Below are 24,235 nucleotides of genomic sequence, written 5' to 3'. Positions count from 1 at the left end.
GCGCTGGGGGCCGGCTTGTCCATGCCGGCCCTTGCTGCCCTTCCTGCCTTTGCTGCCTTTGCTGCCCTGGCTGCCCTACTCGGGCTGGCCCTTCGCCTTCAACAAATCGGCCAGGCTGCGCGGGGCCGGCTTGAGCGGCGCGCGGTGCTGGGTCCAGCCCATCTGCTGCGCCGGCGTGAACGCACGCAGGCGCGTGGCGGCCCAGCGGAATGCGCGGTAGGCCGTGGGGCTGGCGTAGGCGCCGCTCCAGAAGCGCCACACCATCTTGTCCATGCGGCTGTACTGGGCGCCCTGGCCGCGCAGCGGGTGGTCCACCTGCTGCGCCGGATCGCGGTTCGCTTCCGTGCGCAGCCGGATCAGCAGCTGCGGAATGGGGATGCGCACCGGGCACACTTCACCGCAGGCGCCACACAGGCTGGACGCCGTCGCCAGGTCGGCCGTCGCGTCCAGTCCCAGCAGGTGGGGCGAGATGATCTTGCCGATCGGTCCCGGATAGGTGGTGCCGTAGGCGTGCCCGCCCACGCGCGCGTACACGGGGCAGTGGTTCATGCAGGCGCCGCAGCGGATGCATTGCAAGGTGGCGCGCAGTTGTTCGTCCGCGTAAGCCTGGCTGCGGCCGTTGTCGAGCAGGACCAGGTGCACGGCGCGCGGGCCGTCCATTTCACCGGGCCGGCGCGGGCCGGAAATCAGGTTGAAGTAGGTGGTGATGGCCTGGCCCGTGGCCGAGCGCGTGAGCAGGCTGGCCAGCGGCACGATGTGCTCCAGCTTGGCCACCACTTTTTCCATGCCCATGATGGCGATGTGCACGTCCGGCACCGTGGTGCTCAGGCGGCCATTGCCCTCGTTCTCCACCAGCCACAGGGTGCCCGTGTCGGCGGCCGCGAAGTTCACGCCGGACAGGCCGATGTCCGCTTCCACGAAGGCCTGGCGCATGGCGCGCCGGCCCGTCTGGATCAACTGGTCCACGTCTTCCGTGTACGGCGTGCCGGGGATGTGCTGCTCGAACAGGGTGGCAATATCGGCCTTGGTCTTGTGCACGGCCGGCATGACGATGTGCGACGGCTTCTCGCCGGCCAGCTGGACGATGTATTCGCCCATGTCCGACTCCAGGCACGTCACGCCGCGCTCTTCGAGGTAGTGATTGAGTTCAATCTCCTCGCTGGCCATCGACTTGCCCTTGATGACGCGCTGCGCCTGGTGCGATTGGGCGATGCGGTGGATGATGTCATTCGCCTCGTCGGCCGTGGCGGCCCAGTGCACCTGCACCCCGGCTTCGGTCAGCTTCGCTTCCAGCTGCACCAGCAGGTCGGGCAGCCTGGCCAGCGCGTGCTGGCGGATCGCCTCGCCCAGGTCGCGCAGCTGTTCCAGCTCGTCGCCATCGGGGAACTGGACGCTGCGCTTGGTCTGCAGGAAGTCCATGGCGCCGCGGAAGCTCTTGCGCAGCTTGGGGTCGTCCAGCGCCGCGCGGGCGCGGGCGCGGAAGTCGGCCGACGGCATGAATTGCAGGGGGGCGGTGGTGCTCATGGCGTTACTCCTGCGCTGGGCGGTCGGTGACGATGATGACCCACATCCAGCGCGGACCGTGGGCGCCGTAGGCCAGCGTCTGCTGGATATCGGAAGTCTTGGACGGGCCGGACGCCAGCACCACGTTGGTGGGCATGCCCTCGCCCCAGCGTTCGGCCTGGGCCGCCGCCTGCAGGTCCACGTGCAGCGTGTCGGCGTACACCAGCGCCACGTGCAGCGGCGGCACCAGCGACACGGTGCGCGGCGTGCCCGCGTCCGGCGCCAGCACCAGCGTGCCGGTGGCGGCGATGCCGGAACGGGCCACCGTGAATCCGGCGTCCACGCTGTCGAACAGCTCGGCCTTCCACGCTTCCAGCGGACGCGCGAACGGCAGCGCTTCCACGGCCGGCGGCAGCATGTGCTTCAAGGCCGCCCCTTCGGCGGCGGCCGGGTCCAGCAGCAGGCGCCGCACGCCTTGCGTGGCCAGCCGGCTGGCCAGTTGCGCCGGCCATTCGGCGCTGGTGGCGCACCACACGTCGGCGTGGGAAGCCGTCAGCGCGGCCTGCATGGCGGCCACCCGTTCGGCGGGCGTCTGTTCGGCGCGGCGCTGTTCATAATGGGCGCGGATGCGCTGGTCCAGTTCATCGGCATGCAGTTGCGCCGTGGCGGGAGCGGCCGCGCGCAGGCGGCCCAGCATCAGTTCGCGGGCGTTCATGGTGCTCATTGGGCGGCTCCTTGCGCTGCTTGTGCGGGTTCCAGTGCGGCCGCCTCGTCGCCGCCCGTGCGGCGCCACAGGAAGCTGGCCAGGTGTTCGACCGGCAGCGGCGCGTCCATGTGGCGGGCCGCGTGGCCGATGTTGAGCAGGCAGCCGCAGTCGGCCGACACCAGCCGGTCGCAGCCCGTGGCGCAGGCGGCGGCCACCTTGTCGCGCACCATGGCGCCGGAAATGTCGGGATGCTTGAGCGAGAAGGTGCCGCCGAAACCGCAGCACTCCGACTCGTGTTCATGTTCGGCGCGCGTGACGCCGGGCAGTGCGTCCACCATGGCCACGCCGTGGGCACGGGTGCCCATCTCGCGGCGCGCGCCGCAGGATGTGTGCAGCACCACGCGCTCCGGCGACTGGCCGGCCGGGGCTTGCGTCGGGATGGACAGCTTCAGCACCAGCAACAGGAATTCGGTCAACTCGAAGACGCGGTTGGACAAGTCGAGCGCCTTGGCGTGGGCCACCGGGTCGTCCTCGAACAGGGTGGGCCAGTGGTGGCGCATCATGCCGGCGCAGGAGCCGGACGGCACGATCACGGGCCAGGGCTGGGCGAACAGGTCGAGCTGGGCCAGCGCCACGGCGCGCGCCTGTTCCGGGTTGCCGCTGCTGTAGGCGGGCTGGCCGCAGCAGCTCTGGCCGCGGGGGAAGTGGACAGTCAAACCTTCGCGCTCCAGCAGGCGCACGGCATCGAGCCCGGCTTCGGGCATGAACAGGTCGATCACGCAGGTGCCGAACAGGTACACCTGCTCCGGTTTGGCGGGGTAGTCGCGGTCCTTCATGATGTCTCCTCGTTGGCGGCGCGGTTTGCGGTTTGGTTTTATAGCGCCCATAATCCCAGCGACGGCGGGGTCGCACAAATTGGTTGGGCCAGTGCCTGTTTTACGTGCAGAGGAGGCAAACATGCGGGAAAAGCAAACCGGCGGACGGGTGGAGACGGTGCTGCGCAAGCTGGAACAGGCGCTGCTCGACGGCAGCCTGCCGGCCAACGCGCGCCTGCCGGCCGAACGCGTGCTGGCCGAGCGCTACGACGTATCGCGCAACACGATACGGGAAGCCATCCAGCGCCTGAGCGCGCGGGGGCTGGTGCGCAGCCGGCCCGGCGCCGGCGTCTACGTGACGGACCAGCTGCGCACGGGCATGTCATCGTCGCCATGGGGCCAGCTGGTGGCCGACCACCCGGCCGTGCGCGACGACATCCTGGAATTTCGCCGCGTGCTGGAAGGGGCCACGGCCTATTTCGCGGCCCTGCGGGCCGACCCGGACGAACGGGCCCGCATCGCCGAACTGATGGCGCAGCTGGAGCAGGCGCGCGCCGTGGACGACAAGGTGGTGGAGGCGGCCGTCGACGCGCAACTGCACGAACAGATCGCGCTGGCCTCGCACAATTCCATGTTCCTGCATCTGCACACGAGCATCATCAGCATGCTGCGCGAGCACATCACGCTCAACGGCACGGGCCTGCGCGAAATCAGCCCGGCCACCTCGGACCAGTTGTTGCAACAGCACCGCAGCGTGTGCCTGGCCATCTGCGCCAGCCAGCCGGAGGAAGCCCGCACGGCCATGCAGACCCATATCGATTTCGTGCGTGTGCACGTGGCGCAAGGAACCATCTGACGGCCGGAATTGGTCGGACCAGCGGCCCGCAAGATGGTTTTGGCGGCCGCCGCTGACGCGCCATTACAACAAAATTTTTTGCGCCAGGCTTGATGCCGTGCGAAAAGCGGGGTCAGGTCCGGCATCGCGCCATGAAGTTGGCAGGTTGCCGGACCTGACCCCGCTTCCTTACGCCAGCAGCAGGTGGCGGTACTGGCTGGGCGTGACACCCACCGTGGCCTTGAACTGGCGCGTGAAGGCGCTATGGTCGCCGTAGCCGCAAGCCTGGGCGATGTCGGCCACGCTGTCGGGCCCGGCCAGCAGGCGCGAGGCCGCGTCGAGCCGGGTCTTGATGATCATCTGGCGCGGCGTGAGGTGGAAGATGCGCAAAAAATAACGCTCGATCTGGGCCACCGACATGTGGGCCGTGCGGGCCAGCGCCGGCAGGTGCAGCGGCTGGTCATAGTGCTCATGGATCATGCGCACGGCGTCGGCCACCTTGCCGTAAGCGGGGTTCTTCTGGTCGGCCATGGCCAGGTCGCGCGACACGCCGGTCAGGCCGACGATGGTGCCATCGGCGTCGCGCAGGGCCGTCTTGCGGGTCAGGCACCAACCGGGGTCGCGCGTGGGGTACAGGTGCAGCTCCAGCTGGTCCTCGATCTGGCCGCCGCCGGCCAGCACCGCCAGGTCCTGCGCCAAATAGGTCTGGCCGAACGGATGGGCGAACACGTCGGCCGGGGTGCGCCCGATCAGCGCCGCCTTGTGCTTCACGCCGCAGCGCTGGACCAGGGTCTGGTTGACCACCACGTAGCGGCCCGCCACGTCCTTGACGAAGAACACCACGTCCGGCAGCGCATCGAACAGGGGCTCGGCGAAGAACACATCGGCGATACGGGCGCCCAACGCCGCGCGGCCGCCATCGGCCGCTCCCCCCGCCCCACCTGGTCCTGCCTCGCCTCCCGTTGCCGTCGTTCCCGCCATGCCCGCCGTCCCCTGTGCTCCGTTGATCCGTTACCGTGCGCCCCGCCCCATGCGGCCGCCCGCCAATTCTCGCACAGGACAGGGCCCGGCGCCGCATCGGCAATTGTGCAGATTTCGTCATCTTCGATGCGCAGCTTGTGCAAGACAGGCGGCAACGCCAGGCATACCATTCAGTCCATGAAAACCATCTCCATCATCGATTCCCACACGGGCGGCGAACCGACCCGGCTGGTGACGGCCGGCGGCCCAGAACTGGGCACCGGCCCGCTCAACGAGCGGCTCGCCATCCTGCGCCGCGAGCACGACAACTTCCGTTCCGCCGTCGTCTGCGAGCCGCGCGGGTCGGATGTGCTGGTGGGCGCGCTGCTGTGCGCCCCGCACGCCCCCGATTGTGCGGCCGGCGTCATCTTCTTCAACAACGTCGGCTACCTCGGCATGTGCGGCCACGGCACCATCGGCCTGGTGGCTTCGCTGGCTTATCTGGGCCGCATCGGCGCCGGCCGCCACCGCATCGACACCCCCGTTGGCGTGGTGGAGGCGCAATTGCATGAAGACGGCAGCGTCACGGTCGACAACGTACCGGCCTGGCGCAGCCATCATGCGGTGACGGTGGACGTGCCAGGCCACGGCCCCGTGACGGGCGACGTAGCCTGGGGCGGCAACTGGTTCTTCCTGGTGGCCGGGCATGGCCAGCAACTGCGCGTGGACAACGTGGACCAGCTGACGGCCTACACGGTGGCCGTGCGCGCCGCGCTGGCACAGGCCGGCGTGACGGGCGACGACGGCGCCGAGATCGACCATATCGAACTGTTCGCCCCGTCGCGCACGGGCGCCGACAGCCAGAACTTCGTGCTCTGCCCCGGCAAGGCCTACGACCGCTCCCCCTGCGGCACCGGCACCAGCGCCAAGCTGGCCTGCCTGGCGGCCGACGGCAAGCTGGCCGAAGGCGCGCTGTGGCGCCAGGAAAGTATCGTGGGCAGCGTGTTCGAAGGCAGCTACCGCCGTGCGGCGGATGGCCGCGTGCTGCCCAGCATCCGTGGCCAGGCCTGGGTCAACGCCCAATCCACCCTGATCCTCGATCCCAGCGATCCGCTGGTGTGGGGCATACGCTGATGTCCACTTCGTCCCGCGAGAGCGCCATCGTGATCGGTGCCGGCATCGTCGGCGCGGCCTGCGCCGACGCGCTGGCCGCCCGTGGCCTGCGCGTGACAGTGATCGAGCAGGACGCCATCGGCAGCGGCGCCACCGCCGCCGGCATGGGCCACCTGGTGGTCATGGACGACAACGAGGCCGAACTGGCGCTCACGGCATGGTCGCTGGCACTGTGGCGGGAACTGGCCGCCGGCCAGGCGCAACGCCACGAATACAGCAACTGCGGCACGATCTGGATCGCGGCCGACGAGGAAGAACTGGCCGCCGCGCGCGCCAAGGCGCACACCCTGGCCAGCCACGGCCTGGCCTGTGAGCTGCTGGACCCGGCCGCCCTGTACGCCCGCGAACCGGCACTGCGCCCTGGCCTGGCCGGGGGCCTGCTGGTGGCCGGCGACGGCCTGGTCTATCCGCCCAAGAGCGCCCACATCCTGCTCGGGCGCGCCCGCACCAACGGCGCCACGCTGGTGGCCGGCAGCGTGGTGCGCATCGAGGACAACGGCGTGCTGCTGGCCGACGGCAGCCGCCACCAGGCCAGCATCGTGGTGCTGGCGGCTGGTTCGCGCTCCACCACCCTGCTGCCGGAACTGCCGGTGCAGCCCAAGAAAGGCCATGTGGCCGTCACCGACCGCTATCCCGGCTTCATCCGCCACCAGCTGGTGGAACTGGGCTATATCAAGAGCGCCCACGCGGCCAGCGGCGAATCGGTGGCGTTCAACCTGCAACCCCGTCCAACCGGACAAATCCTGATCGGCTCCTCGCGCCAGTTCGACACCATCGACCTGGCCGTGGAGCCACGCATGATGCGGCGTATGCTGCGCCATGCCGCCAGCTTTACCCCCGGGCTGGCCCAACTGAATCTGCTGCGCTGCTGGACCGGCCTGCGCGCCGCCAGCAGCGACGGCCTGCCCCTGATCGGCCCCTACCCGGTGCGGCGCGGCCTGTGGCTGGCCACCGGCCACGAGGGGCTGGGCATCACCACCTCGCTGGCCACGGCCCAGCTGCTGGCTGACCAGATCGTCGGCGCCCACAGCGCCATTCCCTGCCAACCCTACCTGCCCAGCCGCTTCGACAAGCCGGCCCGCGCCCATGCCTGACGCCATCGTCCTCACTATCGACGGCCAGTCCGTCAGCGTGGCCCCCGGCGCCAGCGTGGCGGCCGCCGTCGCGCTGGCCGGCAGCATGGTCACCCGCCGCTCCGTCACCGGCATGGCGCGCGCGCCCCTGTGCGGCATGGGCATCTGCCAGGAGTGCCGGGTAACCATCGACGGCCACCCGCACCAGCTGTCATGCCAGACCCCGTGCGCGCCCGGCATGCAAGTACGCACGGCACGCGATGGAGGCCAGCCATGAAGCGCGCCTTCGACGTGCTCGTGATCGGCGCCGGCCCGGCCGGCCTCGCCGCTGCGCACGCGGCGGCGGCCCACGGCATCAGCGTGGGCGTAGTGGACGATAACCCGCAAGCGGGCGGCCAGATCTGGCGCGGCGGCCCCGCGCAGCAGGCGGACGGACGCGCGCGCGACCTGTGGCATGCGTTGACCAACGCGCCCAACATCACGTTGCTGCACCAGTGCCGCGTCCTCTGTCCGCTGGAGGGCAAGCGGCTGCTGGCGCAAACGCCCGCCGGCGCCATCGAACTCGACTACGGCAAGCTGGTGATCGCCACCGGCGCGCGCGAGCTGCTGCTGCCCTTCCCCGGCTGGACCCTGCCGGGCGTGACGGGCGCGGGCGGCCTGCAGGCGCTGGCCAAGGGTGGCTATCCCGTGGCCGGCAAACGCGTGATCGTGGCCGGTTCCGGGCCGCTGCTGCTGGCCGCCGCCGCCACGCTGAAACAACAGGGCGCGCACATCGCCGCCATCATCGAACAAGCGGCGTGGCCACGCCTGGCGCGATTCGCGCTGGGCCTGCTGGCCACGCCATCCAAGGTCACACAGGCGCTGCAACTGGCTTGCCGGTTGCGCGATGTGCCCTATCTGCGCGACAGCTACGTGCTGTCCGCGCACGGCGACGAGACGCTGCGCGCAGTCGTACTGCAGCGCGGCGGCCGCACCGAACCATGGGACTGCGACCTGCTGGCCTGCGGCTACGGCCTGCTGCCCAACGTGGAACTGGCGCTGGCCCTGGGCTGCGCCGTCGATAGCGACGGCATGGCGCCGCAAGCCGTGCAAGTGGACCCATGGCAGCGCACCAGCGTGCCGGACGTGCTGTGCGCCGGCGAAGGCACGGGCGTGGGCGGCGTGGACCTGGCGCTGGCCGAGGGCCGCATCGCCGGGCTGGCCGCCGCCGGCCACACGCAAGCGGCGCCGGCGCTGTTCGCCGAACGGGCCCGCTGGCGCCAGTTCGCCGCGCGCCTGGCCCGTGCGTTCGCGCCGCGCCCCGAACTGGCGCGGCTGGCCGACGACGACACCATCGTGTGCCGCTGCGAGGATGTGCGGCACGGCGAGCTGCGCGGGCACGCCAGCTGGCGCAGCGCCAAGCTGCACACGCGCTGCGGCATGGGCCCTTGCCAGGGCCGCGTGTGCGGCGGCGCCACGGGCCTGTTGTACGGCTGGCGGCCGGACGCCGTGCGGGTGCCGCTGTCGCCGGCCCGGATCAGCAGCTTCATCGAAGCATAAAGGGACACGTCGTCCGTTTTTAACCAAGGAGATCAGCATGGCCGCAGCAAAATGGGAAGGGGTATTCCCCGCCGTTACCACCAAATTCAAGCCGAACGAGGAGCTGGACCACGCCGCCATGGAGCGCCACTTCGCGTTCCAGATCGACAGCGGCGTGCACGCGCTGCTCACCTGCGGCTCGCTGGGCGAGGCCAGCACCCTCTCGTTCGAGGAAAAGCTGGACGTGACGCGCACGGCGCTGCGGGTGGCCGATGGCCGCGTGCCGGTGCTGGTCAACGTGAGCGAGACGCGCACGCTGACGGCCTGCCGCTTCGCCGAACAGGCGCACGAACTGGGCGTGCAGGGCCTGATGGTGATGCCGTCCGTGCTGTACGCGGCCGACGCGCGCGAGGCACGCGACAACCTGCGCACCATCGCCCAGGCGGCCCAGCTGCCCATCATGGTCTACAACAATCCCGTCTCATACAAGGTGGACCTGACGCCGGACGACTTCAAGGAACTGGCCGACTGCGAGTGGATCGTGGCGATCAAGGAATCGACCGACAATGTGCGCCGCATCACCGACCTGCGCAACGCCGTCGGCCACCGCTACCAGTTGTTCATGGGCGTGGACGACCTGTCGTTCGAAGGCCTGGCGGTGGGTGCGGACGGCCTGCTGGCGGGCCTGGTGGTGGCGTTCCCGAAAGAGACGGTGGCCCTGTACAAGCTGATGAAGGCCAGGCGCTGGGATGAGGCGCTGGCCCTGTACCAGTGGTTCATGCCGCTGATGCACCTGGACGTGTCGAACAAGCTGGTACAGAACCTCAAGCTGGTCGAAACCCTGGCCGGCGTGGGCAACGAGAACGTGCGCCGCCCGCGCCAGCCGCTGCAAGGGGCCGAGCGCGAGCGCGTGACGGCCATCGTGCAGCGCGCGCTGGCCAACCGGCCCGACGTCAGCGCCCTGTTCTGACCGAACGAGCCGGCCGCGGCGCAGCCCTCAGGCCTTGGTGCTGACGACGTTGCCGGAACTGGCCGCCCCCTGCAGGTTCTGCGACAGCGACTGCAGGAACTGCGACAGCGTTGCACCGGAGCCGGACTGCCCATTGGCCGCCAGCAGCTTGTCGAAACTGGTCTGCAAGTCGCTCAGCGCCTGCGAGCTGCCGCTGCCGGACGTGCCCGAGGTGGACGAGGTGGACGACGACAATTGCTGCGCCAGGCTTTGCAGGCCGGCCGCCAGCCGGCCGCCCCCGCCGCCATGCTGGTGATGCGCGCCGCCTGGCGCGGCGCCCGGCCCGTTGCCCGCGCTGGCCGACTGCGCGTGCAGGGCCGCGAACAGGCTTTGCGCGAACGCCGACTCGGCCTGTTTGGTGTCCCCGCTGGCGCCGGTGGCGTCCGTTGCACCCGTCGCGCCCGTTGCGCTGGTGGACGCGGTGCCGCCCAGTTGCGACAGTGCCTGGGCGATCGCATTGGCGATGCGGCCCCCGCCCACACCCCCGCCCACACCGCGCGTCCTGCCGGTGCTGCCGTCGTTGTCGCCGTCGCTGTCCTGGCCACGCGGCGCCACGGCGCCGGTGCTGGAAAATTGGGTGTAGCTGGCCGCCACACTGCCGCTCACGCTATCGATTGCCATGCCGTTCTCCTCGCAAAATTGGGTGGGGTAGAGTGATTAACGGCGCAGTTTCCCATTTCCGCTGGGTGCCAACGGACTGATTTGTAACGCACTGTGTTGCGTGTAACGCGGGGGCGGCGGCGCCCGTTCCGCACGGCCGCCGTTACATTCGCTTAGAGGGCGTTTCAAAATGAGCGTGGCTGGGCGCAGCGACGAAGACAGTGCGCCTGCACGGCCAGGAGCTGCCATGACGCCACGGTCATTTTGATACGTTTTCTTACAACTTCACGGCGGCGGCGCGGCTATGCGGGCCAGCGCGTCCGCGATCGGCGCGGCCGCCAGTGGCCGCACCAGCCGCGCCACCTCCTGGCCGTCGCGCAGGAAGATCAGGGTGGGCCACAGCTTGACCCGGAACGAGCGGCCCAGCGGCCGCCCCGGTCCATCCTCGACCTTGATATGGGTCAGCGCGCCATGGCCAGCGAACGCTTCCGCCAGCGCCGGCTGCGCCGCCATGCAATGGCCGCACCAGTTGGCGCCAAATTCCAGCAGCACGGCCCCTGGCAGGGCGTCGATCTGATCCCGCGTGGGGGCCTGCGTCCGATACTGGGTTTCCATTTTCACTCTCCGGCCCGCCCCCGGCATAGCCACAACCATGGGGCGGATATTGTTGCATAGAAAAAATATATGGTGTTATCTTGCAATTTTTGGTGTTATTTTGAAACTACCTGTGCTTTAATGGTAAACAGAGAGGACGGCCAAGTTTCACAATTTTAGCCGCCCAAGCAAGCGGCAGCGGACTGGCCGTATAACCGGGAGCTGACATGAAGATCCACCTGCCCATCCTGCTCGCCATGTCGCTGGCTGGCGCGGGCGGCGCCGCACAGGCAGCCGCCGTGCCGGTGGTGACGATCGCGGCGCCCCAATGTCACGCGGCCGTGCAAGCCGGCCCATGCCGCAGCGCCAGCCTGGCGCCGCCGGCCAGCCATGTCGGTGATGCCCTCGATGACCCGTTCCATCTGCCCGGTGACGACTTGCAGGCGCTGGACGACTACGTCCCCGCGCCCGCTGCGGTGCCAATCCCGGCGGCTGATGCGGCCCCCGTGCCCGAGCCCGCGCCATTCCTGATGCTGCTGGCCGGCGTGGTCCTGCTCGGACTGCGTTCGGCCCGGCAGGAAAAGTGCGACAAATTCTCCGCCTGAGAACCCAGCCAGTCAATTGCATCCCGCCTCGTGAAACCCGGGGTGCCTCACACTGACCCCGGCACTTATAAGCCGCAGACGGAGTGAATATTGGTCAGCGCGACGCCGTGCAGCGCGGCCCGGCCCATGCAGCTGAGCTTCTGGACGCCATCTTCGGTGGCGGCCGTGGCGAAGACGGCCAGCGCCAGCAATACGCCAACGACGATCAGGATGCCTTTGATCAGGTCTTTGTTCATGGAGCGGGCCAGGCCTGGTGGATGAGGGAGGCCATTCTAGCGCGCGCCGGCGCGGGCGCGCAATGGCCGCCACCACGGCACCGTCAGGCGTGCAACTGGCCGTCCGGATGGGCCGGCGCGGCCGGATGGGCTTCGTCCACCGGCGTCACCACCGGGATGCGCAACACGAAGCTGGCGCCGTGGCCCAGCGTGCTGCTGACCGTGATGTTGCCGCCGAACTGCTTGGCGATCAGGTTGAACACGATGTTCAGGCCCAGCCCCGTGCCGCCCTGCCCGCGCCGCGTGGTGACGAACGGGTCGAACACCTTGTCGATCATGTCGGGCGCGATGCCCTTGCCGTTGTCGACCACCTGCATCTCGATCCACTCGCCATCCTGCACCACGTTGATGGCGATGGTGCCTTCCGCATCCGGCTCGAACGCGTGCTCCACGCAGTTGAGCGTGAGGTTGGTGATGACCTGGGCCAGCGCGCCCGGATAACTGTCGAGCACGATGTCGGGCGGGCAGGCGATGGTGACGTGGATGTGGGTCTTCTTCAGCTTGGGCTGCAGGCTGGCCACCACTTCCGTGATGTAGTCGCGCAGCTCGAAGCGGCGCCGCGCCTCGCTCACCTGGTCCACCGCGATCTGCTTGAAGCTGTGGATCAGGTGCGCGGCGCGGTAGGCGTTGTTCATGATCAGGCGCGTGCTCTCGCCGGCCGTCTCCACGTAGCGCACGATGTCGGACTTCTTGATGTTGCCACCTTCGATGGCCTGGTGCACCTTCTCGGTCGCTTCCATCAGCACCGAGGCGCTGGTGAGGGCGATGCCGACGGGCGTGTTGATCTCGTGCGCCACCCCGGCCACCAGCCCGCCCAGCGACGCCAGGCGCTCGGCCTGCAGCAGCGATTCCTGGGTGCGGCGCAAGTCGTCGAGCGCGCGGGCCGTTTCCTGGGCCGACTTGCGGGCCTCGTCCTCGGCTTCGCGGATGCGGGCGATGATGGATTTCACGCGGCGCTGGATGGCGTTGAAGCCGCGGATCACTTCGCCCAGTTCGTCGTGGCGGTTGTCGGCCAGTTCCTCCACTTCGTCGCTGCCGCGCGTGGCCAGGTCGAACAAGCCGTCGCGCAGCTGCTTGAGCGGCTCGAACACGATACGCAGCGACAGCGCCAGCGCCGCCACCAGGATCAGGTCCAGCAGCAGCACTTCCGTCACCTTGCGCCGCACTTCGGCCGCCAGCGTGGCGTCGATCTGGGCCCGGCTGAAGTTGACCACCACCCGACCCACGATGACGGGCTTGAGCGAGGCGCCGGCCGCGCCTGAATCGCGGTAGGCCAGGTCGGCCACCACGGGCGCACCGGCCACGGGAGCGTCGTTCTCGATCGAGACGACACCGCCGGCGTCGTTGCGCAATTTACCGGAGAACAGGCCGACGGACGTGTCATAGACGCGGATGGCCACCAGTTCCGGCGGCAGCATCTCGGCCGCCACGATGTTGTCGACCTTGGCCTTGTCCAAGTCCCACAGGGCCGATGGCAAGCTCGTCTGCAAGCGCGTCAGCACGCCCTGGCGCAGGCGCTGGTTGCTCACTTCCAGTTCATGGCCAAGGCTGTATTGGGCATACGTGCCGGAAATAGCCAGCACCAGCGTGACGATGACCACGAACAGCGCCGTCAGCCGACCTTGGATACCAAACATCTACACACCTCCCCGGAACACCGGGCTCCGCCCGTGGCGGAACCAAAACGTGGATTTGACGGCAACGCCCCAATGTACGGTATGACATGCAACTTGGCAAGAACTGCCCGCCGCCGGCCCCGTTTGGTTCCGTTTTTACGTCGTTTTACGCCGTTTTCACGTCTCGGGCGCACGGCTGGCGCCACCAGCGTGGCCCGCCGGGCCAGCGGCACACAGCGCGCCGCGACGATGGTAAGATCGGGACAACAGAACGCCGGAGGCGCCATGACTGCCACTTACCATCACATCCCGCTGGCCCAGGTCGAACCGGGCATGGTGCTATCAGACGAACTGCTCGACGTGCAGGGCCATGTGCTGCTGCCGCAGGGGACCGTGCTGACCGAGGCCATGCTCGAGCTGATGCCGCGCCACGGCATCGCCGTGCTGCCCATCGCCACCCCGCCCGTGTCGCAGGACGAACTGGCCGCCACCCGCCAACATTACCAGCAACGCATAGCCCACCTGTTCCGCAAGCACGACCCGGACAACGACGCCGACTGGGCCACCGGCCTGCTGCGCCATTACGTGACGGACTTCCGGTTGGGCATGGAGGACATACCCGAATGAGCACGCCCCTGACCTACGACGACATCGTCAAGAACCTGGACGACCTGCCCTCGCTGCCGGCGGTCGTGATGGAGCTGCTCAACAGCATAGACCAGGAGGAGGTGGATATCTCCGTGCTGGCCAAAAAAGTGTCGCATGACTCGGCGCTCACGGCCAAGACGCTGCGGCTGGCCAATTCCTCGCTGTACGGCTTGCAGGTCAAGGTGACCACCATCCAGCAGGCCATCACCTTCCTCGGTTTCCAGACCACGCGCAACCTGATCACGGCCGCCGCCGTCACGGGCTGCTTCGCCGAGGGCCGCTGCGAAGGCTTCGACCACAAACGCTTCTGGCGCCACTCGATCGCCACGGCCGCCTGCGCCAAGGTGCTGGCGCGCCAGATGCGCTTCAACCAGGACTATGCGTTTACGGCCGGCCTGCTGCACGACATCGGCCGGCTGGTACTGGTGGCCTGCTTCCCGCAGCAGTACGCGCAGGTGATCGTGCACCGCGCCGCGCACGACAGCACGCTGCTGGAGGCGGAACGGGCGGTGCTGGGCATCGACCACGTGGACGCGGGCATGGCGCTGGCCGAACACTGGAATTTTTCCGACACCATGCGGCTGGCCATCGGCGGCCACCACGACCCGGAAACGCCGGGCGCCGGCTTCCTGGCCGCCATCATCCACGTGGCCGACGCCATGGTGCACGCGCTGGACCTGGCCCAGGTGCCGGACGGCCTGGTGCCGCCCGTGTCGACGGTGGCCTGGACGGCGCTGGCGCTGAATGAGGAAACGTGTTTGCAGCTGTTCCGCGAGACGGAACTGCAGTTCGGGGAGATCGCGATGGTGCTGCTGTCCTGATCCGTCCGGGGCCGGCCGGGTGGCCGCGGGATCGGTCAAGGCGCGATGAGGCGCAGCGACGCGGCCGTGCCGGGTCGGCGCGGACGGCCCGCCTCAGGCCTGCCGGCGCCGTTCAGGCGCGGCAGGCAAGCGCGGCGCCATCAGTGGCGCGCATAGCCGCTGGAGTCGGGGCGGTCGCCGCGGTCCTCTGGCTTGGGGCGGCCCTGGGCGTCGGACAAACGGTACTTGGTGCGGCGATCGCCCATCAAGTCGCGCAGGTCGCGGATGCTCATGCCCGTCACTTCATGCATGCGGATCAGCAGCGAGGCGCCCACCGGCAGCCGGTGGTGGCGGATCTTGCTGATGACGGGCGGCGCCACTTCCAGCAGGCGCGACAATGCGGCATCGTTCTTCAGCTGCATTTTGCCCAGCAGGATGTCGAGCAGATGGTTGGGGTTGTAGCTGTCCTGGGAAGCGAGAGCGTGGTGTGCCATGATGTTCCTCGTCTGTGGTGATGATGAAATGGTGCTGCTACGAACTTAAGGCACGCTTAGCGCGCCGCCGGTTCCAAAGGCATCAGAGCGCTTGCCTTTCATGCAATATCTTATGCCTAAATCCCAACGTTTCAGCCGTCGTGGACGGCGCGAAGATTGTTTGACCTCAACCATCGGCCGAAAAACTTAGCAACATGGCCATTTCATCACACAAAGCAAAATTGCGGCGCACGCAAAGTTGACGGCCGGATCGAACCCGGGGGCCGTCACGTGCGGTGCGATTTGCTGCGCGATGGGACGCGCATTTACTGTAAACTAGCACCTGTATGTCCGGCGCGCGCCGGCCCGCCATCCCGCAACACAACCAAGCAAGCCATTGAAAACCAAGACCCCCGTCCAGCCCTTCTATTTCATTCCCGAGCCGCTCGATAACGCCCGGCTGGCCCACCTGTGCGGCCCGCTCGACGAGAACCTGCGCCAGATCTCGGCCGCGCTGGACGTCACCATTTTCCGCCGCGGCGAAAAATTCATCGTCAGCGGCAGCAACGCCGAACGGGCCGTGCAGATCCTGGAACAGTTCTACGCCGTCGCCAACAAGGTGGTGCCGATCGAGGAAGTGCAGCTGGCCCTGGTCGAACAACGGGCCGGCCTGGCTGGCGTGGTCGAGGAACATCCGGAAGCGCCGTTCGTGGAACCGGACATCGCCAGCCCCGTGCTCAAGACCCGCCGCAGTGACCTGCGCGGGCGCACGCCGCACCAGATCCGCTACCTGCGCAACGTGCTCGAGCATGACATCAGCTTCGGCATCGGCCCGGCCGGCACCGGCAAGACTTACCTGGCCGTGGCCTGCGCCGTGGACGCGCTCGAACGCGACGCCGTCAAGCGCATCATCCTGACCCGTCCGGCCGTGGAAGCGGGCGAACGGCTGGGCTTCCTGCCGGGCGACCTGACGCAGAAAGTCGATCCCTACCTGCGCCCCCTGTACGACGCGCTGTACGATTTGCTGGGCTTTGACCGCACGCAAAAAATGTTCGAAAAACAGGTGATCGAGATCGCCCCGCTGGCCTACATGCGCGGCCGCACGCTCAACCACGCGTTCGTGATCCTGGACGAAGCCCAGAATACGACGGTGGAACAGATGAAGATGTTCCTGACCCGCATCGGCTTTGGCAGCAAGGCCGTGGTCACGGGCGACGTGACCCAGGTCGACCTGCACAAGACCCTGAAAAGCGGCCTGGTGGACGCCGTGCAGGTGCTCAAGGACGTACGCGGCATCGCCTTCACCCAGTTCACCAGCGAGGACGTGGTGCGTCATCCGCTGGTGGCGCGCATCGTCGACGCCTACGAGACGGCGCACGCGCACCACGCCGAAATCGCCCCTTTACTCAAAGCCACCGCCATCAAAAATGTCCGAAAAAAATAAACTGAGCCTGTCGGTGCAATATCCCGATCCCCGCCTGCAACAGAGCATCACCCGTCCCAAGGTACGGCGCTGGGTCCAGGCCGCGCTGCTGGCGCCGGCCGAACTGACCATCCGCTTTGTCGACGCCGAAGAAGGCCGCGTGTTGAACCGCGACTACCGCGGCAAGGACTACGCCACCAACGTGCTGACCTTCGCCTACAACGAAGGGGAAGAAGAACTGCCCGACGACGCGCCCACCCAGGCCGACATCATCCTGTGCACGGACGTGCTGGAGCGCGAGGCGGCCGAACAGAAGAAGACGGTGGAACAGCACACGGCCCACCTGATCGTACATGGCGTGCTGCACGCCCAGGGCTACGACCACCTGGACGACGAGGAAGCGGCCGAAATGGAAGGGCTGGAAACGCAAATCCTGGCCAAGCTGGGCATCGCCGACCCTTACGTCGCCGAAAAATCGGGGACGTAACACGGTTTTCCCGCCAAGAAAAATCGGGGACGTACCCCGGTTTTCCCATGCGGGAAAACCGGGGTACGTCCCTGATTTTTCTTGATGGCAAATGGCAAAATCGGCCCCCTCATCCCGTTTGGTGTATCCTATATCCCTTCGAAACAACGGCTCACGCCTCCTATGCAAGAGCACTCTAGTGGCGTCAAGTCTGACGCCAAGCCCCATCGGTCACTGTTTGAACGCCTGACCGCCCTCATTTCCCCCGAGCCCGAAAACCGCGCGGAACTGCTCGACGTGCTGCACGACGCCCACGAACGCAACCTGATCGACGCCGACGCCCTGTCGATGATCGAAGGCGTGTTCCAGGTGTCGGACCTGTCGGCGCGCGACATCATGATCCCCCGTTCCCAGATGGACGTGATCGACATCTCCAAGCCCATCGAGGAATGGATGCCGTCCGTGCTGCAGACGGCCCACTCGCGCTTCCCCGCCATCGAGGGCGAACGCGACAAGGTGATCGGCATCCTGCTGGCCAAGGATTTGCTGCGCTACTACGCAGAGGAATCGTTCGACGTGCGCGACATGCTGCGCCCGGCCATCTTCATTCCCGAATCGAAGCGCCTCAATGTGCTGCTGCGCGACTTCCGCGCCAACCACAACCACATGGCCATCGTGGTCGATGAATACAGCGGCGTGGCCGGCCTGATCACCATCGAGGACGTGCTGGAACAGATCGTCGGCGACATCGAGGATGAATACGATTTCGACGAGGAAGAGGACAACATCCTGTCCATCAAGGAAGGCCAGTTCGGCCCCCGCTGGCGCATCAAGGCGCTGACGGAAATCACCCAGTTCAACGAGGAACTCGACACCGCCCTGCCCGACGATGACGTCGACACCATCGGCGGCCTGGTGGCCAAGCACCTGGCCCGCATGCCGCACAAGGGCGACGTGTTCGACCTGGACGGCCTGCGCTTCGAAGTGCTGCGCGCCGACGCACGCCAGGTGCACGTGCTGCTGGTGGAAAAACTGCCGGCCGCGCCGGAGCAAGACGCGTAACATGCGTTTTCGCCGCACCGATCCCAACGCCCCGCCCAAACCCCAGCGCAGCACCCGCGGCCGGATGACCATCACGGCCGCCGCCGGCGCGGCCGCCGTGTTCGCGTTCGCCCCGTTCGGCTGGTGGCCGATCGAAATCTTCAGCCTGGCCATCCTGTTCTACCAGGTGCTGCGCAGCGCCAGCGTCAAGGGCGGCGCCCTGATCGGCTGGGCCTACGGCTTCGGCTGGACGGCGGCCGGCGTCTGGTGGCTGTACGTCTCCATGCACACCTACGGCGGCATGCCGGCGCCGCTGGCCGCCGCCGCCGTGGCGCTACTGGCCTGGGCCATGGGCGCCTACGTGGCGCTGGCCATGGCCGGCGCCTCGTGGCTGCGCCAGCGCTGGGCGCTGCCGCTGCCCGCCTCCAATTTGCTGCTGCTGCCGGCCATGTGGTCGCTGTGCGAATGGCTGCGCGGCTGGCTGTTCACGGGTTTCCCGTGGCTGTCGGCCGGCTACGCCCACAACCACAGCCCGCTGGCCGGCTACGCGCCCGTGATCGGCGTGTATGGCCTGGGCTGGCTGGCGGCCGTCTGCGCGGGTGCCTTGCTGCTCCTGCTGCACCGCAGCCGCTGGCGCGCGCTGGCCCTGGTGGCGGCCATCCTGGCCGGCGGCGGCGCGCTCACCCAACTGCACTGGACCTATGCGGAAGGCAAACCGATCTCCGTGCGCCTGATCCAGGGTAACGTGCCGCAGGACGAGAAATTCAACGGCGCCCACGTGCTGGCCGCCCTCACCCAATACCGCGACGCCATCATGGCCGCCCCGGCCGACCTGATCGCCACGCCGGAAACGGCGGTCGTCATGCTGCCGCAGCAGCTGCCGCCGGACTACCTGCCGGCCATCAGCCTGTTCCTGCAGCGCAGCGGCAGCAGCCTGATGCTGGGCATCCCCATGGCCGACAGCCAGACGGCCTACTTCAACAGCGTGCTGGGCATGACGCCCGTGCCCAACGCGGCCTACTACCGCTACGACAAGCACCACCTGGTGCCCTACGGCGAATTCATCCCGCTCGGCTTCCGCTGGTTCGTCGATTTGATGAACATCCCGCTGGGCGACCAGACCAGCGGCCCGACGATTCAGCCCGCGTTCGCCGTCAAGGACCAGCGCGTGCTGCCCAATATCTGCTACGAGGACTTGTTTGGCGAGGAGATCGCCGCTCAGCTGAACCGCCCGGCCGGCGGCCAGAAGCCGGCCACGCTGCTGCTCAACGAATCGAACCTGGCCTGGTTCGGCGACACCATCGCCATCCCCCAGCATTTGCAGATTTCGCAGATGCGCACGCTGGAGACGGGCCGCCCCATGCTGCGCGCCACCAACACGGGCGCCACGGCCGTCATCGACGGGCGCGGCAACGTGGTGGCGCGTCTCGCCCCCAACACCAACGGCACGCTGGCGGCCAACGTGCAAGGCATGGCCGGCAGCACGCCCTACATTTTGTGGGGCAACAAGCTGGCGCTGGCGCTGTGGACGCTGGCCCTGGCGGGCGCCTGGCTGTGGGGGCGGCGCGTGACAAATTCGGCAAAAAATCAGTCCGAAGCCCCCTAATCTCTACTACCGCCCCCAAAACCCGCTAAAATTAGCCGCTTTAGCGAAACTGCAACCGTTGCGCCCCGCTGCGCGCTACCGATCAAACAAGATGCTCACATTTCAACAAATTATCCTGACCTTGCAAACCTACTGGGACAAGCAAGGCTGCGCCCTGCTCCAGCCCTACGACATGGAAGTGGGTGCCGGCACCTTCCACACCGGGACGTTCCTGCGCGCGATCGGCCCCGAGCCATGGCGCGCGGCCTATGTGCAGCCATCGCGCCGCCCCAAGGATGGCCGCTACGGCGAGAACCCGAACCGCCTGCAGCACTACTACCAGTACCAGGTGGTGCTCAAGCCGGCGCCGGAAAACATCCTGGACCTGTACCTCGGTTCGCTCGAGGCGCTGGGCCTGGACCTGAAGCAGAACGACGTGCGCTTCGTCGAGGATGACTGGGAAAGCCCGACCCTGGGCGCCTGGGGCCTGGGCTGGGAAGTGTGGCTGAACGGCATGGAAGTGACCCAGTTCACCTACTTCCAGCAAGTGGGCGGCCTCGATTGCAAGCCCGTGCTGGGCGAGATCACCTACGGCATCGAGCGCCTGGCCATGTACCTGCAAGGCGTGGAAAACGTGTACGACCTGGTGTGGACCGAGTGGGAAGAAAACGGCGTGACCAAGAAGCTGACCTACGGCGACGTGTTCCACCAGAACGAGGTGGAGCAATCGACCTACAACTTCGAGCACGCCAACACGGAATTGCTGTTCGCCCAGTTCGCCAACCACGAATCGGAAGCCAAGCGCCTGATCGAACTGCAACTGACGCTGCCGGCCTACGAACAGATCATGAAAGCGTCGCACAGCTTCAACATGCTGGACGCGCGCGGCGCCATTTCCGTGACCGAGCGCGCCGCCTACATCGGCCGCGTGCGCACGCTGTCGCGCCTGGTGGCGCAAGCTTATTACGACTCGCGTGAGCGCCTGGGCTTCCCCATGCTGCCCGCCTCCGCCACCGCCGCCTGAGCCGAAAAGAATAGAAACGATATGAACCAGACTCTCTTAATCGAACTGCTGACCGAAGAACTGCCGCCCAAGGCGCTGGCCAAGCTGGGCGCCGCCTTCGCCGCCGGCATCGTCAACGGCCTCAAATCGCGCGACTTCCTGGAAGCCGACAGCGTCGCCACCACCTACGCCACGCCGCGCCGGCTGGCCGTCTCCATCACCGGCGTGCGCGCCACTTCGCCTGACAAATCGATCCGCGAGAAAGTGCTGCCCGTGAGCGTGGCGCTGGACGCGAACGGCAACGGCACGGCGCCGCTGGCCAAGAAGCTGGCCGCGCTGGGCTTCCCCGACCTGACCGTGGACCAGCTGGAACGGGCCCAGGACGGCAAGGCAGAAAGCTTCTTCTACACCTACACGGCCGCCGGCAGCGCGCTGCAGACCGGCCTGCAGGCAGCGCTGGAGGAATCGGCGGCCAAGCTGCCCATCCCCAAGCTGATGAGCTACCAGCGCCCGGACGGCGCCACCGTCAACTTCGTGCGCCCGGCCCACAGCCTGATCGCCCTGCACGGCGCCACCGTGCTGCCGCTGACGCTGCTGGGCCTGACGGCTTCCAACACGACGCTGGGCCACCGCTTCCTGATGGCCGACGGCAGCCGCAGCATCACCATCGCCAACGCCGACAGCTACGCCGCCACCCTGGCCGAACAGGGCAAGGTGGTGCCCAGCTTCGAGGCCCGCAAGGAAAAGATCCGCGCCGCCCTGCTGGAAAAAGCCGGCGCCGACCAGGTGCTGATGCCCGAAGCGCTGCTCGATGAAGTGACGGCGCTGGTCGAGTGGCCCGTGGTCTACGAGTGCCACTTCGAGGAACAGTTCCTGGCCGTGCCGCAGGAATGCCTGATCCTGACCATGCAGACCAACCAGAAATACTTCGCGCTGACGGACGCGCAAGGCAAGCTGCGTTCGCGCTTCCTGATCGTCTCCAACATCGCCACGGCCACGCCGGACGCCATCGTCGGCGGCAACGAGCGCGTGGTGCGCCCGCGCCTGTCGGACGCCAAGTTCTTCTTCGAGCAGGACAAGAAGAAGAGCCTCGGTTCGCGCCTGCCGCTGCTGAAGAACGTGGTCTACCACAACAAGCTGGGCACCCAGGCCGAGCGCAGCGAGCGCGTCACGGCGCTGGCCGCCGCCATCGCCCACGCGCTGGGCGCGGACGTGGCGCTGGCCAGCCGCGGCGCCATGCTGGCCAAGGCCGACCTGCTGACCGACATGGTGGGCGAATTCCCTGAGCTGCAAGGCATCATGGGCACCTACTACGCCCGCCACGACGGCGAGCACGAGGAAGTGGCGCTGGCCGCCTCCGAGCACTACCAGCCGCGCTTCGCCGGCGACGCCCTGCCCACCACCGCCACCGGCACCGCCGTGGCGCTGGCCGACAAGCTCGAAACCCTGGTCGGCATCTGGGCCATCGGCCTGCAGCCGACCGGCGACAAGGACCCGTTCGCGCTGCGCCGCCACGCCCTGGGCGTGCTGCGCATGCTGGTGGAAAAACGCCTGCCGCTGGCCATCAGCGCCGTGCTGGCCGACGCCGCCGCCGAATTCGTCGCCATCCCCGGCTTCAAGAACCCAGCCGCCGAAGTGACGGCCTTCATGCTCGACCGCCTGCGCGGCATGCTGCGCGAGCGCGGCTTCTCGCCCAACGAGATCGAAGCCGTGGTGGCCCAGAACCCGGACCGCCTGGACGACATCGTGCAGCGCCTGGAAGCCGTGCAGGCCTTCGCCGCCCTGCCGGAGAGCGCCTCGCTGGCGGCCGCCAACAAGCGCATCACCAACATCCTGAAGAAGAACGAGGAAGCGCTGGCGCAAAGCGGCAACGCGGGCGTCAACCCCGCCCTGCTGCAGGACACGGCCGAGAAGAACCTGGCCGCCGCCGTCACCCGCGTGCAGCCGGAAGTGGACGCGGCGTTCGCCCGCGGCGACTTCGCCGGCACGCTCAAGACGCTGGCCCAGCTGCGCGACGACGTGGATGCCTTCTTCAACGACGTGATGGTGATGGCCGACGATGTCGCCCTGCGCAACAACCGCCTGGCCCTGCTGTCGTCGCTGCACGGCATGATGAACCGCGTGGCCGACATTTCCAAGCTGGCGGCCTGAGATGGGAGCGCCGGCGCTCAAACTGATCATCCTCGACCGCGATGGCGTGATCAACCATGACTCGCCGGACTTCATCAAGTCACCGGCCGAGTGGCACGCCATCCCCGGTTCGCTGGAAGCGATCGCCCGCCTGAACCAGGCTGGCTACCGGGTGGTGGTGGCGTCGAACCAGTCGGGCATCGCCCGCGAGTACTTCGACATGTCGGTCCTCAACGCCATCCACCAGAAGATGCACATGCTGGCGCAGCAGGTGGGCGCCACCATCGACGCCGTGTTCTTCTGCCCGCACGCGGCGGCCGACAGCTGCGACTGCCGCAAGCCCAAGTCCGGCATGTTCGACGAAATCGCCAAGCGCTACCAGGTCAACCTGAAGGGCGTGCCCACCGTGGGCGATTCGCTGCGCGACCTGCAGGCCGGCTACAACCGGGGCTGCGTGCCTTTCCTGGTGTTGACCGGCAAAGGCGAGAAGACCCACAGCACGGGCGGCCTGCCGCCGGGCACCATGGTGTTCCCGGACCTGGCGGCCACCGTCAGCCATCTGCTCAAGACGGCGGCGGCCAGTGCGCCGGCGGCCGAATAATCCTCATCACATCGAAAATAGAGTCCTGGAGACCGCATTGCGTCATACCGTTTTATTCCTGCGTTCCTTGCTGTTCATGTTCATCATGGTCGTGTCGACCGTCGTCTGGGCCTGCGTCTGCTTCCTGGCCGCGCCCCTGCCTTACAACAAACGCTTCTGGGTCACGGCGCGCTGGAACGTGTTCATGATCTGGTGCGCCAAGGTGATCTGCGGCATCCGCTACCAGGTCAAGGGCGCCGAGAATTATCCCGATGCGCCGGCCGTGGTGCTGTCGAAGCACCAGTCGGCGTGGGAAACCATCTTCCTGCTGCCGAACATGCCGCGCCCGCTGGTGTTCGTGTTCAAGAAGGAGATCCTCTACATTCCGTTCTTCGGCTGGGCCATGGCGCTGCTGCGCATGATCCCCATCGACCGCAACAAGGGCAAGAACGCCTTCAAGGATGTGGTGCGGCATGGCAAACGTCGCCTGAAGGACGGCCAATGGATTATCATGTTCCCCGAAGGGACCCGCATCCCGGTCGGACAGGCAGGCAAGTACAAGAGCGGCGGTACGCGCCTGGCCATCGCGACCGGCGCCGTGGTGGTGCCGATCGCGCACAACTCCGGCGAATGCTGGCCCAAGAACTCGTTTATCAAACGTCCGGGCCTGATCACGGTATCGATCGGCAAGCCGATTTCACCGGAAGGCCAGACGCCGGACAGCATGATGCAACAGGTGGAAAATTGGATAGAATCAGAAATGCGCGTCATTTCGCCCCACGCCTACAGCGCTGGCTAGACGAC

At 67.5% G+C, this 24,235-nt stretch carries 26 protein-coding genes; 17 read left to right on the top strand and 9 right to left on the bottom strand.

Going from position 1 to position 24,235, the window contains the following annotated elements:
• Positions 1-75: 75 nt before the first annotated feature.
• Genes H3H36_RS20260 through H3H36_RS20250 form a run of 3 tightly spaced genes read right to left on the bottom strand, consistent with a single transcriptional unit; the run spans position 76 to position 3,045 of the window.
• Positions 76-1,524: a LutB/LldF family L-lactate oxidation iron-sulfur protein gene (locus H3H36_RS20260; protein ID WP_182219895.1), complete on the bottom strand. Its 1,449-nt coding sequence runs from the start codon at positions 1,522-1,524 to the stop codon at positions 76-78.
• Positions 1,525-1,528: 4 nt separating this feature from the next.
• On the bottom strand, positions 1,529-2,218 hold the full coding sequence (locus H3H36_RS20255) for a LutC/YkgG family protein (protein WP_182219935.1): 690 nt from the start codon (positions 2,216-2,218) through the stop codon (positions 1,529-1,531).
• 5 nt (positions 2,219-2,223) lie between these two features.
• Positions 2,224-3,045: a (Fe-S)-binding protein gene (locus tag H3H36_RS20250; RefSeq protein WP_182219894.1), complete on the bottom strand. Its 822-nt coding sequence runs from the start codon at positions 3,043-3,045 to the stop codon at positions 2,224-2,226.
• A gap of 121 nt (positions 3,046-3,166) precedes the next feature.
• Between H3H36_RS20250 and H3H36_RS20245 the strand changes: the two genes are divergently transcribed.
• Positions 3,167-3,880: a FadR/GntR family transcriptional regulator gene (locus H3H36_RS20245; protein WP_182219893.1), complete on the top strand. Its 714-nt coding sequence runs from the start codon at positions 3,167-3,169 to the stop codon at positions 3,878-3,880.
• A gap of 168 nt (positions 3,881-4,048) precedes the next feature.
• On the opposite strand, the gene H3H36_RS20240 is transcribed toward H3H36_RS20245, so the two are convergent.
• Positions 4,049-4,840: an AraC family transcriptional regulator gene (locus H3H36_RS20240; RefSeq protein WP_182219892.1), complete on the bottom strand. Its 792-nt coding sequence runs from the start codon at positions 4,838-4,840 to the stop codon at positions 4,049-4,051.
• Between the two features lie 177 nt (positions 4,841-5,017).
• Here H3H36_RS20240 and H3H36_RS20235 point away from each other — a divergent pair, with 177 nt between their 5' ends.
• From H3H36_RS20235 to H3H36_RS20215, 5 genes are read left to right on the top strand one after another with little or no spacing between them, the layout of a single operon-like run.
• Positions 5,018-5,953, top strand: a complete 936-nt coding sequence (locus H3H36_RS20235) for a 4-hydroxyproline epimerase (RefSeq protein ID WP_182219891.1) — start codon at positions 5,018-5,020, stop codon at positions 5,951-5,953.
• Complete coding sequence (locus tag H3H36_RS20230; RefSeq protein WP_182219890.1) at positions 5,953-7,086, top strand: NAD(P)/FAD-dependent oxidoreductase; 1,134 nt, start codon at positions 5,953-5,955, stop codon at positions 7,084-7,086. Before H3H36_RS20235 ends, H3H36_RS20230 begins: the two co-directional genes overlap by 1 nt.
• Positions 7,079-7,342, top strand: coding sequence for a 2Fe-2S iron-sulfur cluster-binding protein (locus H3H36_RS20225; RefSeq protein ID WP_182219889.1), 264 nt, complete (start codon positions 7,079-7,081; stop codon positions 7,340-7,342). Before H3H36_RS20230 ends, H3H36_RS20225 begins: the two co-directional genes overlap by 8 nt.
• Entirely contained in the window at positions 7,339-8,604 is a 1,266-nt protein-coding gene (locus H3H36_RS20220) for an NAD(P)/FAD-dependent oxidoreductase (RefSeq protein ID WP_182219888.1), read from the top strand. Before H3H36_RS20225 ends, H3H36_RS20220 begins: the two co-directional genes overlap by 4 nt.
• Before the next feature lie 37 nt (positions 8,605-8,641).
• Positions 8,642-9,553: a dihydrodipicolinate synthase family protein gene (locus H3H36_RS20215; RefSeq protein ID WP_182219887.1), complete on the top strand. Its 912-nt coding sequence runs from the start codon at positions 8,642-8,644 to the stop codon at positions 9,551-9,553.
• A gap of 27 nt (positions 9,554-9,580) precedes the next feature.
• Here the strand turns inward: H3H36_RS20215 and H3H36_RS20210 are convergent, their stop codons facing one another.
• Both H3H36_RS20210 and H3H36_RS20205 read right to left on the bottom strand, forming a co-directional pair.
• Complete coding sequence (locus tag H3H36_RS20210; RefSeq protein WP_182219886.1) at positions 9,581-10,213, bottom strand: hypothetical protein; 633 nt, start codon at positions 10,211-10,213, stop codon at positions 9,581-9,583.
• Between the two features lie 264 nt (positions 10,214-10,477).
• On the bottom strand, positions 10,478-10,807 hold the full coding sequence (locus H3H36_RS20205; protein WP_182219885.1) for a thioredoxin family protein: 330 nt from the start codon (positions 10,805-10,807) through the stop codon (positions 10,478-10,480).
• Positions 10,808-11,013: 206 nt separating this feature from the next.
• Between H3H36_RS20205 and H3H36_RS20200 the strand changes: the two genes are divergently transcribed.
• Positions 11,014-11,391 (top strand): PEP-CTERM sorting domain-containing protein, encoded by a 378-nt coding sequence (locus H3H36_RS20200; RefSeq protein ID WP_182219884.1) that lies wholly within the window; start codon positions 11,014-11,016, stop codon positions 11,389-11,391.
• A gap of 65 nt (positions 11,392-11,456) precedes the next feature.
• Here the strand turns inward: H3H36_RS20200 and H3H36_RS20195 are convergent, their stop codons facing one another.
• Both H3H36_RS20195 and H3H36_RS20190 read right to left on the bottom strand, forming a co-directional pair.
• On the bottom strand, positions 11,457-11,627 hold the full coding sequence (locus H3H36_RS20195; protein WP_182219883.1) for a hypothetical protein: 171 nt from the start codon (positions 11,625-11,627) through the stop codon (positions 11,457-11,459).
• An 83-nt stretch (positions 11,628-11,710) separates the two neighbouring features.
• Positions 11,711-13,303, bottom strand: coding sequence for a sensor histidine kinase (locus H3H36_RS20190; RefSeq protein WP_182219882.1), 1,593 nt, complete (start codon positions 13,301-13,303; stop codon positions 11,711-11,713).
• A gap of 264 nt (positions 13,304-13,567) precedes the next feature.
• On the opposite strand from H3H36_RS20190, the gene H3H36_RS20185 reads away from it, so the two are divergent.
• Both H3H36_RS20185 and H3H36_RS20180 read left to right on the top strand, forming a co-directional pair.
• Positions 13,568-13,909 (top strand): hypothetical protein, encoded by a 342-nt coding sequence (locus H3H36_RS20185; RefSeq protein WP_182219881.1) that lies wholly within the window; start codon positions 13,568-13,570, stop codon positions 13,907-13,909.
• Positions 13,906-14,751: an HDOD domain-containing protein gene (locus tag H3H36_RS20180; protein WP_182219880.1), complete on the top strand. Its 846-nt coding sequence runs from the start codon at positions 13,906-13,908 to the stop codon at positions 14,749-14,751. Before H3H36_RS20185 ends, H3H36_RS20180 begins: the two co-directional genes overlap by 4 nt.
• Before the next feature lie 140 nt (positions 14,752-14,891).
• On the opposite strand, the gene H3H36_RS20175 is transcribed toward H3H36_RS20180, so the two are convergent.
• Positions 14,892-15,224 carry a hypothetical protein gene (locus tag H3H36_RS20175; protein ID WP_182219879.1) on the bottom strand — a complete coding sequence of 111 codons (333 nt, stop codon included), beginning with the start codon at positions 15,222-15,224 and terminating at the stop codon, positions 14,892-14,894.
• Positions 15,225-15,600: 376 nt separating this feature from the next.
• Here H3H36_RS20175 and H3H36_RS20170 point away from each other — a divergent pair, with 376 nt between their 5' ends.
• The 8 genes from H3H36_RS20170 to H3H36_RS20135 all read left to right on the top strand — a co-directional run bounded on the left by H3H36_RS20170 (position 15,601) and on the right by H3H36_RS20135 (position 24,230).
• On the top strand, positions 15,601-16,647 hold the full coding sequence (locus H3H36_RS20170; RefSeq protein WP_182219878.1) for a PhoH family protein: 1,047 nt from the start codon (positions 15,601-15,603) through the stop codon (positions 16,645-16,647).
• Positions 16,631-17,113, top strand: a complete 483-nt coding sequence (ybeY, locus tag H3H36_RS20165) for an rRNA maturation RNase YbeY (protein ID WP_182219877.1) — start codon at positions 16,631-16,633, stop codon at positions 17,111-17,113. The genes H3H36_RS20170 and ybeY overlap by 17 nt, the downstream gene beginning before the upstream one ends.
• Before the next feature lie 162 nt (positions 17,114-17,275).
• Positions 17,276-18,154, top strand: a complete 879-nt coding sequence (locus H3H36_RS20160; RefSeq protein ID WP_182219876.1) for a CorC family transporter — start codon at positions 17,276-17,278, stop codon at positions 18,152-18,154.
• A 1-nt stretch (position 18,155) separates the two neighbouring features.
• Entirely contained in the window at positions 18,156-19,739 is a 1,584-nt protein-coding gene (lnt, locus tag H3H36_RS20155) for an apolipoprotein N-acyltransferase (RefSeq protein WP_182219875.1), read from the top strand.
• A gap of 91 nt (positions 19,740-19,830) precedes the next feature.
• Positions 19,831-20,742 (top strand): glycine--tRNA ligase subunit alpha, encoded by a 912-nt coding sequence (gene glyQ, locus H3H36_RS20150; protein ID WP_182164974.1) that lies wholly within the window; start codon positions 19,831-19,833, stop codon positions 20,740-20,742.
• A 21-nt stretch (positions 20,743-20,763) separates the two neighbouring features.
• Positions 20,764-22,872 carry a glycine--tRNA ligase subunit beta gene (glyS, locus tag H3H36_RS20145; RefSeq protein ID WP_182219874.1) on the top strand — a complete coding sequence of 703 codons (2,109 nt, stop codon included), beginning with the start codon at positions 20,764-20,766 and terminating at the stop codon, positions 22,870-22,872.
• 1 nt (position 22,873) lies between these two features.
• Entirely contained in the window at positions 22,874-23,452 is a 579-nt protein-coding gene (gmhB, locus tag H3H36_RS20140) for a D-glycero-beta-D-manno-heptose 1,7-bisphosphate 7-phosphatase (RefSeq protein ID WP_182219873.1), read from the top strand.
• Between the two features lie 37 nt (positions 23,453-23,489).
• Positions 23,490-24,230 (top strand): lysophospholipid acyltransferase family protein, encoded by a 741-nt coding sequence (locus tag H3H36_RS20135; RefSeq protein WP_182219872.1) that lies wholly within the window; start codon positions 23,490-23,492, stop codon positions 24,228-24,230.
• The last annotated feature ends 5 nt before the right edge of the window (positions 24,231-24,235 follow it).

This window comes from Rugamonas fusca, assembly GCF_014042365.1.
GTDB classification, from domain to species: domain Bacteria; phylum Pseudomonadota; class Gammaproteobacteria; order Burkholderiales; family Burkholderiaceae_D; genus Rugamonas; species Rugamonas fusca.
Note: the sequence above shows the minus strand (reverse complement) of the source record. Positions and strands in the feature narration are given on the sequence as shown.

Bases quoted from the DNA above. Each gene is read 5' to 3' on its own strand.
- H3H36_RS20260 (WP_182219895.1), bottom strand. From the start codon at position 1,524: ATGAGCACCACCGCCCCCCTGCAATTCATGCCGTCGGCCGACTTCCGC.
- H3H36_RS20255 (WP_182219935.1), bottom strand. From the start codon at position 2,218: ATGAACGCCCGCGAACTGATGCTGGGCCGCCTGCGCGCGGCCGCTCCC.
- H3H36_RS20250 (WP_182219894.1), bottom strand. From the start codon at position 3,045: ATGAAGGACCGCGACTACCCCGCCAAACCGGAGCAGGTGTACCTGTTC.
- H3H36_RS20245 (WP_182219893.1), top strand. From the start codon at position 3,167: ATGCGGGAAAAGCAAACCGGCGGACGGGTGGAGACGGTGCTGCGCAAG.
- H3H36_RS20240 (WP_182219892.1), bottom strand. From the start codon at position 4,840: ATGGCGGGAACGACGGCAACGGGAGGCGAGGCAGGACCAGGTGGGGCG.
- H3H36_RS20235 (WP_182219891.1), top strand. From the start codon at position 5,018: ATGAAAACCATCTCCATCATCGATTCCCACACGGGCGGCGAACCGACC.
- H3H36_RS20230 (WP_182219890.1), top strand. From the start codon at position 5,953: ATGTCCACTTCGTCCCGCGAGAGCGCCATCGTGATCGGTGCCGGCATC.
- H3H36_RS20225 (WP_182219889.1), top strand. From the start codon at position 7,079: ATGCCTGACGCCATCGTCCTCACTATCGACGGCCAGTCCGTCAGCGTG.
- H3H36_RS20220 (WP_182219888.1), top strand. From the start codon at position 7,339: ATGAAGCGCGCCTTCGACGTGCTCGTGATCGGCGCCGGCCCGGCCGGC.
- H3H36_RS20215 (WP_182219887.1), top strand. From the start codon at position 8,642: ATGGCCGCAGCAAAATGGGAAGGGGTATTCCCCGCCGTTACCACCAAA.
- H3H36_RS20210 (WP_182219886.1), bottom strand. From the start codon at position 10,213: ATGGCAATCGATAGCGTGAGCGGCAGTGTGGCGGCCAGCTACACCCAA.
- H3H36_RS20205 (WP_182219885.1), bottom strand. From the start codon at position 10,807: ATGGAAACCCAGTATCGGACGCAGGCCCCCACGCGGGATCAGATCGAC.
- H3H36_RS20200 (WP_182219884.1), top strand. From the start codon at position 11,014: ATGAAGATCCACCTGCCCATCCTGCTCGCCATGTCGCTGGCTGGCGCG.
- H3H36_RS20195 (WP_182219883.1), bottom strand. From the start codon at position 11,627: ATGAACAAAGACCTGATCAAAGGCATCCTGATCGTCGTTGGCGTATTG.
- H3H36_RS20190 (WP_182219882.1), bottom strand. From the start codon at position 13,303: ATGTTTGGTATCCAAGGTCGGCTGACGGCGCTGTTCGTGGTCATCGTC.
- H3H36_RS20185 (WP_182219881.1), top strand. From the start codon at position 13,568: ATGACTGCCACTTACCATCACATCCCGCTGGCCCAGGTCGAACCGGGC.
- H3H36_RS20180 (WP_182219880.1), top strand. From the start codon at position 13,906: ATGAGCACGCCCCTGACCTACGACGACATCGTCAAGAACCTGGACGAC.
- H3H36_RS20175 (WP_182219879.1), bottom strand. From the start codon at position 15,224: ATGGCACACCACGCTCTCGCTTCCCAGGACAGCTACAACCCCAACCAT.
- ybeY (WP_182219877.1), top strand. From the start codon at position 16,631: ATGTCCGAAAAAAATAAACTGAGCCTGTCGGTGCAATATCCCGATCCC.
- H3H36_RS20160 (WP_182219876.1), top strand. From the start codon at position 17,276: ATGCAAGAGCACTCTAGTGGCGTCAAGTCTGACGCCAAGCCCCATCGG.
- lnt (WP_182219875.1), top strand. From the start codon at position 18,156: ATGCGTTTTCGCCGCACCGATCCCAACGCCCCGCCCAAACCCCAGCGC.
- glyQ (WP_182164974.1), top strand. From the start codon at position 19,831: ATGCTCACATTTCAACAAATTATCCTGACCTTGCAAACCTACTGGGAC.
- glyS (WP_182219874.1), top strand. From the start codon at position 20,764: ATGAACCAGACTCTCTTAATCGAACTGCTGACCGAAGAACTGCCGCCC.
- gmhB (WP_182219873.1), top strand. From the start codon at position 22,874: ATGGGAGCGCCGGCGCTCAAACTGATCATCCTCGACCGCGATGGCGTG.